Below are 16266 nucleotides of genomic sequence, written 5' to 3'. Positions count from 1 at the left end.
TGTGTATGCAGCGGGGAACCAATCTAGGCCGACTCGGCGACTTCAACCAGGCGGTCATCTTCGACTCGATCCGCCGCGCGCCGGACGGTGTGAGCCGCGTCGAGCTGGCGTCGTCGACCGGCCTGTCGCCGCAGACCATCTCGAACGTGGTCCGGCGGCTGCTGGACAACGGCTTCGCCCGGGAGGACCGCACGGTGATCTCCGGGCCCGGCAAGCCGCGCACCGTGCTGGAGCTGGAGCCCGACCGGCTGCTCGCCGTCGGCGTCCACCTCGACCCCGCCCAGATGACCGTGGTGCTCGTGAACCTCCGCGGGCACGTCCTGGGCAGCCGGCGGTTCGCCGATCACGACATCGACAGCCCGCAGGCCACCATCGGCATCATGGGCGACACGATCGACGAGCTCATCCGCGACTCCGGGCAGCGCCGCGACCACATCGTCGGCGTGGGCGTGGCGGCGCCCGGGCCGATCGACCCGGACGCCGGCGTGATCGTGACGCCGCCGCTGATGGGCGGCGAGTGGCGCTCGGTGGAGATCGTGGAGCCGCTCATGGAGCGTCTCCAGCTGAGCGTCATGCTGGAGAAGGACTCCGTGGCCGCGGCCATCGCGGAGCAGTGGAACGGGGACCAGGAGCGGGACCGGAACTTCCTCTCGGTGTACATCGGCACCGGCGTCGGCATCGGCGCGGTCGTGGGCGGGGAGGTCCTGCGCGGAGCCAGCAACAACGCCGGCGAGATCGGCAACGTGGTCGTCCCGGTGCCGGTCCCCGGCTCCGAGGAGCCCGTGGCACGGTCCTTCGGCGATGCGGTCTCCTACGCCTCCATGCTCGAGCTCGCCCGCGCCGCCGGCGTGGACTGCGCCGAGCTGGAGGGCGCCGACACGGTCGGCCAGCGCTCCCAGTTCCTGGGCACCATGGTCCGCCGCGCCCGCGAGGGGGACGACTCCGCGCTGGAGGTGCTGAACCGGCTCAACGGCATCTGGTCCTCGCTCGTCGCCCAGCTGGCGAACGTGTACGACGTCGACCGGGTCTTCCTCGGCGGTCCGGTGTGGTCCGAGGCGAGCAGCCTGCTCATCGAGGACGCCCGGGAGGCCATCCAGAGCCAGTTCCTCATGAGCAGCGTGCACCGCCTCGAGGTCGAGACGTCCGCGCTGGGCCACCACCTGGGCGCGATCGGCGGGGCCTGCGCCGTGCTCGACGCGGCGCTCTCGCCGAAGGCCAGCGCGCTCCTGCTCGGCTGAGCGGGCAGCCGGCCGGGAGCCGCTTTCGGGTCCCTGCCCGGAGTGTTGTGCCCCTGGCCGGAATCGAACCGACGGCCTACCCTTTAGGAGAGGGTCGCTCTATCCAACTGAGCTACAGGGGCGGGCCCGCGAACGGGCGCGGAACCATACTAGCGGTTCGCCGCCGGTTCCTCTCGGCGGACACCACCGTCGGGGTGCCCGGCCCTAGACTGGATCCACCATGGATTTTCTCTTCGACGACTTCGCCGCGCCCGCTCGACCGACGGCCACGCCGGACGCCGAGGCCCTGCTGGAGGGGCTGAACCCCGAGCAGCTGGAGGCCGTCAAGCACTCCGGATCGCCGCTGCTGATCGTGGCCGGCGCCGGCTCCGGCAAGACCCGCGTGCTCACGCACCGGATCGCCTACCTGCTGGCCACCGGCCGCGCCCGCCCGCACGAGATCCTGGCGATCACCTTCACGAACAAGGCCGCCGCCGAGATGCGCGAGCGCATCTCGGAACTGGTCGGCGAGGCCGCGGAGAAGATGTGGATCTCCACCTTCCACTCCTCGTGCGTGAAGATCCTGCGGCGCGAGGCCGCCGCCGTCGGGCTGAAGTCCAACTTCTCGATCTACGATGCCGCGGACTCGCTGCGGCTGATCACCATGATCGCGAAGTCCCTGGACCTGGACCCCAAGAAGTTCGCGCCCAAGGCGATCCAGAACAAGATCTCCTCGCTCAAGAACGAGCTGATCGACGACGAGGACTACATCTCCACGGCGGGTCAGGACCCCTTCAGCCGCGCCGTCTCCGAGGTGTACAGCCAGTACACGCAGCGCCTGCGGCAGGCGAACGCGCTCGACTTCGACGACCTGATCGGCCAGGTCGTCCACATGTTCCGGGCCTTCCCGGCAGTGGCCGACAACTACCGGCGCCGCTTCCGCCACGTCATGGTGGACGAGTACCAGGACACCAACCACGCCCAGTACTCGCTGGTCCGCGAGCTCACCGGGCCCGACGGGCAGACGCCCGGCGGCGAGCTGACCGTCGTCGGCGACTCGGACCAGTCGATCTACGCCTTCCGCGGCGCCGACATCCGCAACATCGTCGAGTTCGGCAAGGACTACCCGGACGCGGCCACCATCAAGCTCGAGCAGAACTACCGCTCCACCCAGACCATCCTCTCCGCGGCCAACGCGGTGATCGAGAAGAACCCGGACCGCCCGCCCAAGCGGCTCTGGACGGCCGAGGGCGACGGCGAGCGGATCATCGGCTACGTCGGGGAGTCGGAGCAGGACGAGGCGCGCTGGATCACCGACGAGATCCTCCGCCTGAACGACGAGGAGGGCATCCGCCCCGGCGACGTGGCGATCTTCTACCGGACCAACGCGCAGTCGCGCTCCCTCGAGGAGCAGCTCATGCGCGTGGACCTGAAGTACAAGGTGGTCGGCGGGACGCGCTTCTACGACCGCAAGGAGATCAAGGATGCCCTCGCCTACCTGCGCGTCCTGGTCAACCCGGAGGACGACATCAACGTCCGGCGCATCCTCAACGAGCCCAAGCGCGGTATCGGGGACCGGGCCGAGTACGCCGTCGCGGCGCTCGCCAGCCGCGACCGGCTGAGCTTCATGGAGGCGCTCCGCCGCGCCGAGGAGGCTCCCGGCCTGGCGACCCGCAGCCTGAACAGCGTGAACGGGTTCGTGAAGCTCATCGACGACCTCAAGGTGGTCGCCGAGGGCTCCGGGGCGGCCGAGGCGCTCGAGGCGGTCCTCGAGCAGACCGGCTACCTCGAGGCCCTCCGGAAGTCGACGGACCCGCAGGACGAGTCCCGGGTGGAGAACCTCGCCGAGCTCGTGGCGGTGGTGCGCGACTACGAGCGGGAGAACCCCGATGGCTCGCTCGAGGCGTTCCTCGAGCAGGTCTCCCTCGTCGCGGACGCCGACCAGATCCCGGACGCCCCCACCGACGCCGAGGGCGAGGAGATGGCCGCCCGCGAGGGCGTCGTCACCCTGATGACCCTGCACACGGCCAAGGGCCTCGAGTTCCCGGTGGTGTTCCTCACCGGCATGGAGCACGGCATCTTCCCGCACCAGCGGTCCATGACGGACGAGAAGGAGCTCGCCGAGGAGCGCCGGCTCGCGTACGTCGGGCTGACGCGCGCCCGGAAGCGCCTGTACGTCAGCCGCTCCGAGTACCGCAGCCTCTGGGGGCAGTCGCAGTACAACCCGGCCAGTCAGTTCCTGGCCGAGATCCCCGAGCGCCTCCTGGACTGGAAGCGCGAGGGCAGCAGCCGGCCCGCCTTCGCCTCCGGCGGAGGCTTCGGCTCCGGCTTCGGGTCGGGTGGGTTCGGCGGCGGCTTCGGCTCGGGCCGGTACGGTGCCGGCCGGGGCGACGACGCCTCCTCCTGGGGCGCCGGGCGACCGGCCCGTCGGGCCGGCGACCCGGAGACGGCCACGCTGCGCACCGACGCCACGACGCGGGCCGGCGGCCGGGGCCGCGTGCAGCAGCAGAAGGAGGTCATCGCGCTCGCCGTCGGCGACCGTGTCCGGCACGCCACCTTCGGGGAGGGGACCGTCATCGCGCTCGAGGGGGCCGGCGACAAGACCGTGGCCAAGGTGACCTTCGCCACGGACGAGAAGCGCCTCCTGCTCCGTTACGCCCCGCTGGAGAGGATCGAGTCCGACTGATCCGCGCCGACGGCCGGGGCGCGCGCCGCACGTCACCGCGTGATCGGCGCCCGCTCCTGCGCGCCGTCGGGCCTCCCCGGGGGCGCCTCGTCTACGGACCGTAGAAGTGTGCCCGTGATCGGAACGCGTTAGTCTAAGCGAGGCGCTGAGCGCCGTGGGAGCGCAGTCTCCCACAGGAGTCCGTCGGTCTGACGCGTCCGGCGGGTTCCGCATAGACACGACTTCGACGTAGAAGGACACAGCCCCGTGGACCTGTATGAGTACCAGGCGCGCGATTTGTTCGAGAAGTACGGCGTTCCCGTGCTCGCCGGCATCGTTGCGTACACCCCAGAAGAAGCCAAGGCCGCTGCCGAGAAGATCGGCGGCGTGGTCGTGGTCAAGGCTCAGGTAAAGGTCGGAGGCCGCGGCAAGGCCGGCGGCGTGAAGGTCGCCAAGACCGCCGACGAGGCGTTCGAGCACGCCTCGAACATCCTCGGCATGGACATCAAGGGCCACACGGTCAACAAGGTCATGATCGCGCAGGGCGCGGACATCGCGGAGGAGTTCTACTTCTCGGTGCTGCTGGACCGCGCCAACCGCAACTACCTCGCCATGTGCTCCGTCGAGGGCGGCGTGGAGATCGAGCAGCTCGCCGTCGAGCGCCCGGAGGCGCTCGCCAAGGTGGCCGTCGATCCCCTCGTGGGCATCGACCAGGCCAAGGCCGACGAGATCGTCGCGGAGGCGAACTTCCCCGAGGAGCTGCGCGGCAAGGTCGCGGACGCACTGGTCAAGCTGTGGTCCGTCTTCACGGAGGAGGACGCGACCCTCGTCGAGGTCAACCCGCTGGTCCGCACCGGCGCCGGCGAGATCATCGCCCTCGACGGCAAGGTCTCCCTGGACGAGAACGCCTCCGCGGTCCGCCACCCGGACCACGAGGAGCTCGAGGACAAGGGTGCCGCCGACCCGCTCGAGGCCAAGGCCAAGGCCGCCGGCCTCAACTACGTCAAGCTCGACGGCGAGGTGGGCATCATCGGCAACGGCGCCGGCCTGGTCATGTCGACGCTCGACGTCGTCGCCTACGCCGGCGAGGCCCACGGCAACGTGAAGCCCGCCAACTTCCTCGACATCGGTGGCGGCGCATCCGCCGAGATCATGGCCTCCGGTCTGGACGTCATCCTCAACGACGAGCAGGTGAAGTCCGTCTTCGTCAACGTCTTCGGCGGCATCACGGCATGCGACGCCGTCGCCGACGGCATCGTCAAGGCCCTCGAGATCCTGGGCGAGAAGGCCACCAAGCCGCTCGTCGTCCGTCTCGATGGCAACAACGTGGAGGAGGGCCGGGCCATCCTGGCCGAGGCCAACCACCCGCTGGTCACCCTGGCCACCACCATGGACGAGGGGGCCGACAAGGCCGCCGAGCTGGCGAACGCCTAAGGATCGAGGAACTCACATGGCTATCTTCATCAACAAGGACTCGAAGGTCATCGTCCAGGGCATCACCGGCGCGGAGGGCACCAAGCACACCGCCCGCATGCTCGCCGCCGGCACCGACATCGTCGGCGGCGTGAACGCCCGCAAGGCCGGCACCACCGTGTCGCACACGGCCAAGGACGGCGCCGCCGTGGAGCTGCCCGTCTTCGGGACCGTCGCCGAGGCGATGCAGGAGACCGGCGCCGACGTGTCGATCGTCTTCGTCCCGCCGAAGTTCACCAAGGACGCGGTCGTCGAGGCCATCGAGGCCTCCATCGGCCTCGTCGTGGTGATTACCGAGGGCGTGCCGGTGCAGGACTCGGCCGAGTTCTGGGCGCTGGCCCAGTCCAAGGTGGACGCCGACGGCAACCAGGTCACCCGCATCATCGGCCCGAACTGCCCCGGCATCATCACGCCGGAGGAGTCCCTCGTGGGCATCACCCCCGCGAACATCACCGGCAAGGGCGGTGTCGGCCTGGTCTCCAAGTCCGGCACGCTGACCTACCAGATGATGTACGAGCTGCGCGATCTCGGGTTCTCCACCGCCATCGGCATCGGCGGCGACCCGGTCATCGGCACCACGCACATCGACGCGCTCGCGGCGTTCGAGGCGGACCCGGAGACCAAGGCGATCGTCATGATCGGCGAGATCGGCGGCGACGCCGAGGAGCGCGCGGCCGACTTCATCAAGGCCAACGTCACCAAGCCCGTCGTCGGCTACGTCGCCGGCTTCACGGCGCCCGAGGGCAAGACCATGGGCCACGCCGGCGCCATCGTTTCCGGCTCCTCCGGCACGGCCCAGGCCAAGAAGGAGGCCCTCGAGGCCGCCGGCGTCAAGGTCGGCAAGACCCCGTCGGAGACCGCGCGTCTCCTCCGCGAGATCTACCCCGCCTGACCCGGGAGCGACGGCCTGCGGGCCGCCCCGGCACGGACGACGAGAGCCGCCCCTCCCCAGCATGTTCGCTGGGGGAGAGGCGGCTCTCGTCGTTGGTGGCCCCCGTCTCGCGGGGCGCGCCGAGGGGGCGCGCCGAGGGGGCGGGTCCGAGGGCGCGGCGCAGGGACCGCCGCGCCACGCCCGGGCCTCAGCGGGACCCGGCTGCCCCGTCCGTCGGCGGATCCGCGTGCGTCGCGGTGTCGGCGGTGGCAGCGGCCGTTCCGGCGGGCTCCAGCGGGCTGTCGCCGCCGCCGGCGAGCCGCGCGTCCCAGGCGGCCATGATCGACGCGTCGGTCGGCTTGGTCAGCAGGCTGACGACCAGGTAGACCACGGCCGAGGCGATCAGCCCGAAGTAGATCGGCTCGTTGGCGTAGACGCCGCCGAACTTCTCCTCGGCGCGGACCTCCAGGACGATCATCGTGGCGACGGTGACCACCGTGCCGGCGAGCATGGAGGCAGCCGCCCCCACGCCGTTGCCGCGGCGGTACACCAGGCCGCCGAGGATCGCGACCAGCAGGCCCCCGACGAGGAGGTCGTAGGAGATGGTCAGCGCGGCGACCACGTCGTCCACGATGATCGCCAGCACCACGGTGACGACGCCGAGGCCCAGGACCCAGCGCCGGTTGCCGGCGATGTCGTGCTCGTCGACCTCCACCTCGTCGGTGTGGCGACGGCCGAACCAGCCCGCCACCAGGGGAGTGACATCGTTGCGGGCCACGGTGGCGGCCGCGATGAGCGCACCGGAGGCCGTCGACATCATCGCGGCCACGGCCGCGGCGAGGACGATGCCGCCGATGACGATCGGCAGGACGTCGGCGGCCACGGCCGCGTAGACGACGTCGTTCCCCTCCGACGTGTCGAGGTTCGGCAGCGCCACGCGGGCCGCCAGGCCGATGATGGCGCCGGCGATCCCGTAGAGGATGCAGTAGATGCCGGCGGAGGCGCCGCCCCAGCGGGCCACCGTGGGCGTCCGGGCGGTGAAGACGCGCTGCCAGATGTCCTGCCCGATCAGCAGACCCAGCGTGTAGACCACGAAGTAGGTGATGATCGTCTGCGTGCCGATCCCGTCCCACTGGAAGAACTCGGCGGCCAGGCGCTCGCGGGCGCCGTCGACGCCGCCCGCCGCGCCGAGCGTGAAGGGCAGCATGAGCGCGAAGACGCCGATGGTCTTGATGATGAACTGGACCTGGTCGGCCAGGGTGATCGACCACATGCCGCCGATCGTCGAGTAGACCAGGACCACGCCGCCGCCGACGATGATGGCGAGCCACCGCTCCCAGTCGAAGAGCACCACGAAGACGGTCGCGTAGGCGCCCGTCGACGTGGCGCAGAGCATGAGCGTGTAGGCCAGCATGACGACGGCGGAGGCGTGGGTGGCGCGCGGCGACCCGTAGCGCAGGGTCAGCATCTGCGAGACGGTGTAGATCTTCAGGCGCTGCAGGCGCGGGGCGAAGAAGAGGCTGAGGATCAGCACGCCCGAGCCGATGGCGATGACGAGCCAGGCGCCGGAGATGCCGTACTGGTAGCCCAGTCCGACGCCGCCGACGGTCGAGGCGCCGCCGAGGACGACGGCGGCCATGGTGCCGGTGTAGACGAACGGGCCAAGCCGGCGGCCGGCGACGAGGTAGTCGCTGGTGCTCTTCGTGCGGGACTTGCCCCACCAGCCGAAGAGGAGCATGGCGGCCAGGTAGACCGCGACGATACTCGAGTTGATGATGTCCATGAGGTTCCTGACAGTAAACGGAAGTTGTCTCAAGGGTAAGGTGACGACGGGCACAGGACAATCCCCGTTACTGTTGTTGCGACGGGACCGCCCGCCGCGGCCCCCGTCCCCGGATCCAGGAGTGTGACATGAAGGCCTTGGCCGTCGAGCCGACCAGTGCGCCGATCGCGATCGGCAGCCGGCTGCGGTCCGCGCGCCGCGGGCGGCACATGACGATCGAGCAGCTCGCCGCCGCGACCGGGCTGACCCGCGGCTTCCTCTCGCGGGTCGAGCGGGACCTCACCTCGCCGTCCGTCGCCTCGCTGGTGACGATCTGCGAGGCGCTCTCGCTGTCGGTCGGCGAGCTGTTCGAGCGGCCCGAGACGCATCTGGTGCGCGCCGGCGAGGGCCTCGGCGTCTCGCTCGGGGGCAGCGGGATCCACGAGCAGCTGCTCACCGCGCGCTCCGAGCGCCGCGTCCAGGTGATCCGTGCGGACATCGAGCCGCGCGGGGCGGGCGAGGAGGAACTCTACTCCGTGGACTGCGAGGTCGAGGTGCTCCACGTCGAGTCGGGCCGGCTCGTTCTGCGGCTGCCGGGCGACGACGTCGAGCTCGCCGCCGGGGACACCGTCACCTTCCCGGGGCGCGAGCCGCACAGCTGGGTCAATCCGGACGACGCGCCCGCCGTGGTGTTCTGGACCCTCGTGCTCTCCGGCCGGGGCTGAGCAGGACCGGCACCGCTGCGCCGCACCTCCCTCCAGGCCGGCCGCATTGACGGCGGAGCGTGTCGGGCCTAACCTCGGGTGAGAAAACAACTGTTGTCTGCTGTGCAACTTTCTGGGATCGACGACGACGTCGCGCCCGGGCCCGCGCCGGCAGCCGCCCACGGAGGAGCACCATGGAAGAGATCCGCGTCGAGGCCAACGGCAACGTCGGCCCCATCGATTCGTCCCAGATCCCGCGCTACGCCGGCGCCGCGACCTACGCGCGCCTGCCGCGTCTGGACCAGGTCGAGTCCGCCGACATCAAGATCGTCGGCGTCCCCTTCGACACCGGTGTGTCCTACCGGCCGGGAGCGCGCTTCGGCGCGACCCACGTGCGCGAGGCCTCCCGCCTGCTGCGGCCCTACAACCCGGCCCTGGACGTCAGCCCGTTCGAGAACGTCCAGGTCGCCGACGTCGGCGACATGGCCGTGAACCCGTTCAACATCGACGAGGCCATCGCGACCATCCAGCGCAACGCCCTCGAGCTGACCGCCGACGGCGCCTCGCTCATGACCATCGGCGGCGACCACACGATCGCCCTGCCCCTGCTCCGCGCCGCCGCCGAGCGCGCCGGCCAGCCGGTGGCCCTCCTGCACTTCGACGCCCACCTGGACACCTGGGACACGTACTTCGGCGCCGACTACACGCACGGCACGCCGTTCCGCCGCGCCGTCGAGGAGGGCATCGTGGACACCGGCGCCATCAGCCACGTCGGCACCCGCGGCCCCCTGTACGGCAAGAAGGACCTGGACGACGACGAGCGGATGGGCTTCGGCATCATCACCAGCTCCGACATCTTCCGCCGCGGGGTGGACGAGGTCGTCGCGACCCTGCGCCAGCGCGTCGGCGACCGCCCGCTCTACGTCTCGGTGGACATCGACGTCCTCGACCCGGCCCACGCGCCCGGCACCGGAACCCCGGAGGCCGGCGGCATGACCAGCCGGGAGCTGCTCGAGATCATCCGCGGCCTGCGCGGGCTGGACCTCGTCGGCGCCGACGTCGTCGAGGTCTCCCCGGCCTACGACCACGCCGAGCTGACCGGGGTCGCGGCCTCGCACGTCTGCTACGACCTCATCACGCTGATGGCCGACCTGCGGGCCTCCCGGGCATGAGCCGGCGCAACGGCGGCGACCTGGTCGTCGAGGCCCTCGCCGCGCTCGGCGCGCGCACCGTGTTCGGCATCCCCGGCCAGCACGCGCTCGGGCTCTTCGATGCGCTGGGGCGCTCGCCGTTGCGCTTCGTCTCCTCCCGCGTGGAGAACAACGCCGCGTTCGCCGCGGACGGCTTCAGCCGCGCCACCGGCGAGGTCGGCGTGCTGTTCGTGTCCACCGGACCGGGTGCGCTCACCGCGCTCGCCGGCCTCCAGGAGGCCTGCGCGACGGCGGTCCCGATCGTCGTCGTCAGCAGCCAGGTCCCGGCCGCCGGCCTGGGCGGGACCCGCAAGGGCATGCTCCACCAGCTCGACGACCAGGCCGCCGCGGCGGCCCAGGTCACCAAGTCCCAGCGCACGGTCCGCACCGCGGCCTCGATCGCCCCGGCGATCCGGGCCGCCTGGGCCGAGGCCACCGCCGCCCCGCAGGGGCCCGTCTGGGTCGAGGTGCCGCAGGACCTCCTGCTCGCCCCGACCGAACTCCCCGCACCGCTCCCGGCGGCCGCGGACGCCTCCCGCACGCCCGGCCCGGCGCCGGCCCCCGAGCTGACCGCGGAGGCCGTCCGGCTCCTCGGCGCGGCGCAGCGTCCCGCGATCATCGCCGGCGGCGGCGTCCGCCGCGCCGGCGCCGAGGACCAGCTGCTCCGGCTGGCCGAGCTCGTCGACGCCCCCGTGATCTGCACGCCCGGCGGCCACGGCGCGTTCCCCTGGGAGCACCCCCTCTCGCTGCAGTCGTGGATCGAGGACCGCTGCACCACCGACCTGCTGGAGGAGGCCGACGTCCTGCTCGCCGTCGGCACGTCCCTCGGCGAGGTCTCGTCCAACTACTTCACGCTCGCCCCGCGCGGCCGGCTGATCCAGATCGACGCCGAGCCCCGCGTCCTCGGCTCCAACCTGCCCGGGCTGGGGCTCCACGCCGACGCGCGCCTGGCGCTGGAGGCCCTCGCCGCGGGGATCGAGGCGCAGCCGGGGCAGCCGTCCGCCTCGGACTGGTCCGGCCGCAGCGCCGCCGCCGAGACCGCCGCGAGACTGGGGGCCGTCCGCGACCGGCTCGACGCACAGGACCTCGGGCACGAGCGGACGTTCATGCAGGCAGTGCGGGACGCCGTGCCGTCCGGGGCGCAGACCTTCTGGGACATGACGATCGCCGCCTACTGGGGCTGGTCCTGCTGGGACGCCCGGGCCGGCGCGTTCCACTCCGCCCAGGGCGCCGGCGGCCTCGGCTACGGATTCCCGGGCGCCCTCGGGGGCGCTGTCGGGCTCGCGGCGACGGACCGGACCGAGCGCGTGCTCGCCGTCTCCGGCGACGGCTCCGCCATGTACTCGATCGCCGAGCTGGCCACCGCCCGCCAGCACGGCGCGGCCGTGACCTGGCTGATCGTCGACGACGGCGGCTACGGCATCCTCCGCGAGTACATGACGGACGCGTTCGGCCAGGCCACGGCGACCGAGCTCGCCCGCCCCGACTTCGCGGCCCTCGCCGAGTCCTTCGGCGTGCCCGCCCGCACGGTCGAGGCAGCCGAGGTCGGCTCCGCGCTCGAGTGGGCGTGGGCGCAGGACGGCCCGAACGTCGTCGTCGTCCGCACGCTCCTGCGCATGTTCGCGCCCACCCACCTGGAGGAGGCGCAGCCGGAGGACGCGGCCGCCGCGTCGTAGGCTGGGAGCGGACCACCAGCCGCCCCAGACAAGGAGCATCCATGCGCGCCGCCATCATCCACGCCCCCGGAGACATCCGCGTGGAGGACCGCCCGGAACCGCAGCCGATCCGCCCGACCGACGCCGTCGTCCGGGTCAGCGCGTCCTGCGTCTGCGGCTCGGACCTGTGGCCCTACCGCGGCGTCCGGGCGGTGGACGAGCCGCGGCCGATCGGCCACGAGTTCGTCGGCCGCGTCACGGCCGTCGGGGACGAGGTGCGCGCGGTGACCGTGGGCGACTTCGTCGTCACGCCCTGGAAGAACAGCTGCGGGGACTGCATCAACTGCCGCAACGGGGTCCTCGTCGCGTGCGAGCACGCCGCGGGCTGGGGCTGGAGCGACGAGCACGGCGATCCGGTCGAGGGCGGCCAGGGCGAGGCCGTGCGCGTCCCCAACGCCGACGGCACCCTCGTCCCCGTCCCGCAGTTCCGCGCCGAGGACCCCGACGAGTCGACCCTCAAGTCCCTGCTGGCGCTCACCGACGTGATGGGCACCGGGCACCACGCGGCCGTCTGCGCCGGGGTCGGACCCGGCCGGAGCGTCGTCGTCGTGGGCGACGGCGCCGTCGGCCTCTGCGCGGTCCTCGCCGCCAAGCGCCTCGGCGCGGAGCGGATCATCGTGATGTCGCGGTACGAGGACCGGGCCGCGCTGGCCCGCGAGTTCGGCGCCACCGACGTGGGTCCCCGAGCGCGGAGCCGACGGGGCAGCCCGGGTCCGGGAGCTCCTGGGCGGCCGGCTCGCCGACTGCGTCCTGGAGTGCGTGGGCACCAAGGAGTCCATGGAGCAGGCGCTGCGCTCGACGCGGCCGGGCGGCGCCCTCGGGTTCGTGGGCGTGCCCGCCGGCGGGGCCGAGATCCCCGCGGGCGTGCTCTTCGCCAAGAACATCGCCGTCTCCGGCGGGGCGGCGTCCACGCGCCTGTACATCCCGGAGCTGCTCGAGGACGTCCTCGCCGGGACGATCGACCCCGGCCGGGTCTTCGACGCCGTCCTGCCCCTCGAGGACGCCGCCGAGGCCTACCGCGCCATGGACGAGCGCCGCTCCATCAAGGTCATGCTCCGGCCGTAGGACCGGGGCGGCCGGGGGATCCGTCAGTCGTTCAGCAGGTCGCGGATGTCATCCGCGGAGAGCACCGAGCCGAAGCCGTCGCCCTCGTCCATGACGGAGGAGATCAGCCGGCGCTTCGCGTCCTGGAGTGCCACGACCTTGTCCTCGATCGTGTCCTTGGCGACCATGCGGTAGACCATGACGCTGCGGGTCTGCCCGATGCGGTGGGCACGGTCCACGGCCTGCGACTCGGCGGCCGGGTTCCACCAGGGGTCCAGCAGGAAGCAGTAGTCGGCCTCGGTGAGGTTCAGCCCGAAGCCGCCCGCCTTCAGCGAGATGAGGAAGACGGGGGCCTGACCCTCCTTGAACTGGGCGATGACCTCCGGCCGGTTGCGCGTGGAGCCGTCCAGGTAGACGTAGGGGACCTCCTCGGCCTCGAGCCGGTCCGCCGCCTTCTTCAGGAAGGACGTGAACTGGCTGAACACGAGGGCCCGGTGCCCCTCCGCGAGGACGTCCTCCAGCTGCTCGAACAGCATGTCGAGCTTGGAGCTGGCGACGCCGTCGTACTCCGGGTCCACCAGGGAGGCGTCCAGCGCCAGCATCCGCAGCAGCGTCAGCGACTGGAAGATCGTGAACCGGTTCTTGTCCATGTCGTCCACGAGCCGCAGGATCTTCTGGCGCTCGCGCTGCAGGTGCGTGTCGTAGACCTTCCGGTGCTTCGGCGCCAGCTCCACGTGCAGCACCTGCTCCTGCTTCGGCGGCAGGTCCGTCACCACGGCGTCCTTGGTGCGTCGCAGCATGAACGGCCGGACGCGGCGGCGGAGCCGTTCGCGCGGCTCGTCCAGACCCTGCCGCTCGATCGGCCGCTGGTAGTGCTCGGCGAAGCGCAGCGCGGACGGGAAGAGCCCGGGGGAGACGATCGCGAAGATCGACCACAGCTCCATGAGGTTGTTCTCCATGGGCGTGCCCGTGATCGCGAGCTTGAAACGCGCGTTCAGGTCCCGGGCGGCGTGGTGGGCCTTGGTCGCCTTGTTCTTCACGAACTGCGCCTCGTCCAGGATCAGGCCGGCCCAGGTCTGTTCCTGGTAGGCAGCGTCGTCCAGCCGGAAGAGCGTGTAGGAGGTAATGACGACGTCGTTCTCCGCGGCCAGCTGCCGCAGCTTCACCCGGGCGCGGGGCTGGGTGTCGGTGACGGTGGCGATCTTGAGGTCGGGCGCGAACTTGCGGGCCTCGTCGGCCCAGTTCCCGACCACCGACGTGGGCGCGACCACGAGGAACGCGCCCGGGAGGTTCGCGTCGGCGGCGGTGGTGCTCGCGGTGACCTCGGTGCGCTCGCCCTGTCCGTCCGGGCCCGCCGCGGCCCACGCCTGCTTGGCGTGGAGCATCAGCGCCAGGGTCTGCAGGGTCTTGCCCAGGCCCATGTCGTCGGCGAGGACGCCGCCGAGGCCGTTCTGCCAGAGGGTGGACAGCCAGCGGAAGCCGTCCACCTGGTAGGGCCGCAGGGAGGCGTTCAGGCCGGCGGGCAGGTCCAGGGGCCCGGTCTCGGCGAAGTTCAGGAGGGACCCGACGCCGGCGTACCAGGAGTCCGGGCCCGCGGTACTGGCCGCCAGCGCGTCCAGCTCCTCCCAGAGCGAGGCCTGGTAGCGGGTGATGCGCAGCTCGTCCGACTTGCGGTCCGCCAGCTGGGACGCCTCGGCGACCAGCGCGCGCAGCTTGTCGAACAGCGGGTGCTCCAGGGAGAAGTACGTCCGGTCCGGCATGAGCATCCGCGCCTGGCCCCGCGAGAGCGCGCGGAGCACGTCGGCGAACGGCATGCTCAGCTCGCCGACCCGGATCATCAGCCCGAGGTCGAACCAGTCGCGCTTGTCCGACTCCACGGTGGTGACCGTCAGCTCCGGGGACTCCGTTAGCTCCGTGAACTCCGGCGGCTCGCCGTGGGTGCGCACCTCCGTGTCCTCGAGCGTCTCGAGCGCCGGCAGGACCCGGCGCATGAAGTCCACCGTGTCGAGCCCCTTGAGCGTGCGGGGGACCAGGACGTTCCCCGCCAGCGGAGTGTCGGCGAGGGCGGCGAGCGCGGCGTCCTCGAGGCGCTGCTCCACCTCGGTGTCGCGGGTCTCCGCGTCCACCGTGGTGCCGGCGTAGTCGAAGGACCAGTTCAGGGACGCCTTGTCCTCGCCGGTGTAGTCCACGTCCAGGACCAGGCGGGGCGGCTCGATCCGGGGCAGCAGCACTTCCGGGTCGGTGCTGGAGACCGAGACGCGGCGGCCCAGGCGCGGGTACACGCGCTTCATGAACTCGTCCACGTCGCCCGCCGGGATGTCGATCCGCTCGGGGGACCGCAGCATTTCCTGCTCGGCGGGGTTGAGCCGGTGGTCGGTCGGCGCGATGGTCAGCGCCGCGCCGCGCAGCGCGTAGACGCCGTGGTCGCCGATGGCGCCCATCGGGCGGTTGGACGCGACGGCGAGCGACTCGCCGTTGAGCTCCAGATGCGGCGAGAGTCCGAGCCCGCCGTCGTTCCCGGCACCGCTGTTCCCGGCACTGCCCTTCCCGGCACCGGCGGTGCCGGCTCCCTCCGCGGTGGCCCCGGAGCGTTCGACGGCGAGCGTCACCCGGGCGGGCGGATCGATCCGGACCGTCTCGACGGGGGAGAGACCGAGGAAGCGGATGCCCAGCCCGGCGGCCTCCTCCAGCAGGGTCCAGAGCAGCGGGGAGGAGAAGTCGTCCAGGTAGATCCAGTCGTTGTCCTCGCCGAAGTACAGCTGGCCGTTGGCGCGGTAGAGCGGGACGAACTGGCAGAACCACCGGTGCTGCTCCTCGTCGAGGTTCAGCCCGTAGGTCTTGAAGCTGATGGTATTCCAGCGCAGGTTGCCGCGGACCCAGCGCCCGTTGCCGGAGCGGACCATCGGACGCACGCCGAGGCGGAACCGGCGGGTGGGACGCTGGCGTCCGGCGCCCGAGCCGGGCGCCCAGCCGCGGTGGGCGGAGAGCTGGCTGTCCTGCACGTCGAACTGCAGGGCGAGCGGCTGGACTGGGTCCGGTGCGTCGTCGCCGCCGCGCGGGCGGGGCGAGGCCTTCGCGCGGGTCGGCTTCGCCGCGGTGCCGGCGCTGAGGAGGGTGCTCAGGCTTTGGTGCCACCCCGGGGCGGGCTCTGGCTCCCGGTAGACCACGTCCTTGGCCTGCAGGTGCAGCGTGTTGGAGAGGATCATCAGCGCCGCCGCGTGCTTGCACGCGGTCCCGACGGGGCAGCTGCACCACGAGTCCGCGATGGCCCAGGCGCCCTTCTTGTCGACCAGGCGGACCGTGGTCGAGTACGGCTCGCGCTCCGTGCCCTGGACGCGGCCGGAGAGCTCGGCGGCCCCGGGGTCCCAGGCCAGCTGGGAGATGTGCTCCGACGAGGCGTAGCCCTTCCCGCGCGTGAAGGCGGCGCCTCCGACGACGCGGAGGATCTCGCGGGCATCGATCAGCGGGAACTGCGGGCCGGTCATCCGCACATCTTTTCACGCCGCGTGCTGGCAGGCGAATCGGCCCCTGTCCGGGCCGCCGGATCCGGCTGTCGGCACGGCCGTCGGGACGGTCGTCGGGATGGCCGCCGGGATCCCGACGGGGCCTCCGGGCGGGCCCGGCG

9 protein-coding genes, 1 tRNA gene and 1 pseudogene are annotated in these 16266 nt (G+C 71.8%); 8 read left to right on the top strand and 3 right to left on the bottom strand.

Going from position 1 to position 16266, the window contains the following annotated elements; all coding sequences use genetic code 11:
• The first annotated feature begins 5 nt into the window (after positions 1 to 5).
• A complete protein-coding gene (locus tag ABD784_RS05535; protein ID WP_344881063.1) occupies positions 6 to 1238 on the top strand; it encodes an ROK family transcriptional regulator in 1233 nt (410 codons plus the stop codon).
• A gap of 48 nt (positions 1239 to 1286) precedes the next feature.
• On the opposite strand, the gene ABD784_RS05530 is transcribed toward ABD784_RS05535, so the two are convergent.
• Positions 1287 to 1360: transfer RNA gene (locus ABD784_RS05530), tRNA-Arg, on the bottom strand.
• A gap of 98 nt (positions 1361 to 1458) precedes the next feature.
• Between ABD784_RS05530 and pcrA the strand changes: the two genes are divergently transcribed.
• The 3 genes from pcrA (at position 1459) to sucD (ending at position 6247) form a co-directional block, all read left to right on the top strand.
• Positions 1459 to 3903, top strand: a complete 2445-nt coding sequence (gene pcrA, locus ABD784_RS05525) for a DNA helicase PcrA (RefSeq protein ID WP_344881061.1) — start codon at positions 1459 to 1461, stop codon at positions 3901 to 3903.
• 246 nt (positions 3904 to 4149) lie between these two features.
• Positions 4150 to 5316 (top strand): ADP-forming succinate--CoA ligase subunit beta, encoded by a 1167-nt coding sequence (gene sucC, locus ABD784_RS05520; protein WP_344881058.1) that lies wholly within the window; start codon positions 4150 to 4152, stop codon positions 5314 to 5316.
• Positions 5317 to 5332: 16 nt separating this feature from the next.
• Positions 5333 to 6247: a succinate--CoA ligase subunit alpha gene (gene sucD, locus ABD784_RS05515; RefSeq protein WP_344881055.1), complete on the top strand. Its 915-nt coding sequence runs from the start codon at positions 5333 to 5335 to the stop codon at positions 6245 to 6247.
• Between the two features lie 187 nt (positions 6248 to 6434).
• Here the strand turns inward: sucD and ABD784_RS05510 are convergent, their stop codons facing one another.
• Positions 6435 to 8009, bottom strand: a complete 1575-nt coding sequence (locus tag ABD784_RS05510) for a sodium:solute symporter family protein (RefSeq protein ID WP_344881051.1) — start codon at positions 8007 to 8009, stop codon at positions 6435 to 6437.
• 128 nt (positions 8010 to 8137) lie between these two features.
• Here ABD784_RS05510 and ABD784_RS05505 point away from each other — a divergent pair, with 128 nt between their 5' ends.
• From ABD784_RS05505 to ABD784_RS05490, 4 genes and pseudogenes are all read left to right on the top strand, one after another.
• Entirely contained in the window at positions 8138 to 8713 is a 576-nt protein-coding gene (locus ABD784_RS05505; protein WP_344881048.1) for a helix-turn-helix domain-containing protein, read from the top strand.
• Between the two features lie 173 nt (positions 8714 to 8886).
• On the top strand, positions 8887 to 9864 hold the full coding sequence (gene speB / locus ABD784_RS05500; protein WP_344881045.1) for an agmatinase: 978 nt from the start codon (positions 8887 to 8889) through the stop codon (positions 9862 to 9864).
• The gene (locus ABD784_RS05495; RefSeq protein WP_344881042.1) at positions 9861 to 11558 is read left to right on the top strand and encodes a thiamine pyrophosphate-binding protein; all 1698 of its coding nucleotides are present in this window, start codon (positions 9861 to 9863) and stop codon (positions 11556 to 11558) included. The genes speB and ABD784_RS05495 overlap by 4 nt, the downstream gene beginning before the upstream one ends.
• A gap of 41 nt (positions 11559 to 11599) precedes the next feature.
• Positions 11600 to 12662 (top strand): annotated as a pseudogene (locus ABD784_RS05490) (zinc-dependent alcohol dehydrogenase family protein).
• Between the two features lie 23 nt (positions 12663 to 12685).
• Here ABD784_RS05490 and ABD784_RS05485 read toward each other — a convergent pair.
• Positions 12686 to 16126, bottom strand: a complete 3441-nt coding sequence (locus ABD784_RS05485) for a DEAD/DEAH box helicase (protein ID WP_344881039.1) — start codon at positions 16124 to 16126, stop codon at positions 12686 to 12688.
• Positions 16127 to 16266: the final 140 nt, after the last annotated feature.

It is taken from the genome of Zhihengliuella alba, assembly GCF_039538765.1.
GTDB lineage: Bacteria > Actinomycetota > Actinomycetes > Actinomycetales > Micrococcaceae > Zhihengliuella > Zhihengliuella alba.
This window is presented reverse-complemented; position numbering and strand designations above follow the sequence as displayed.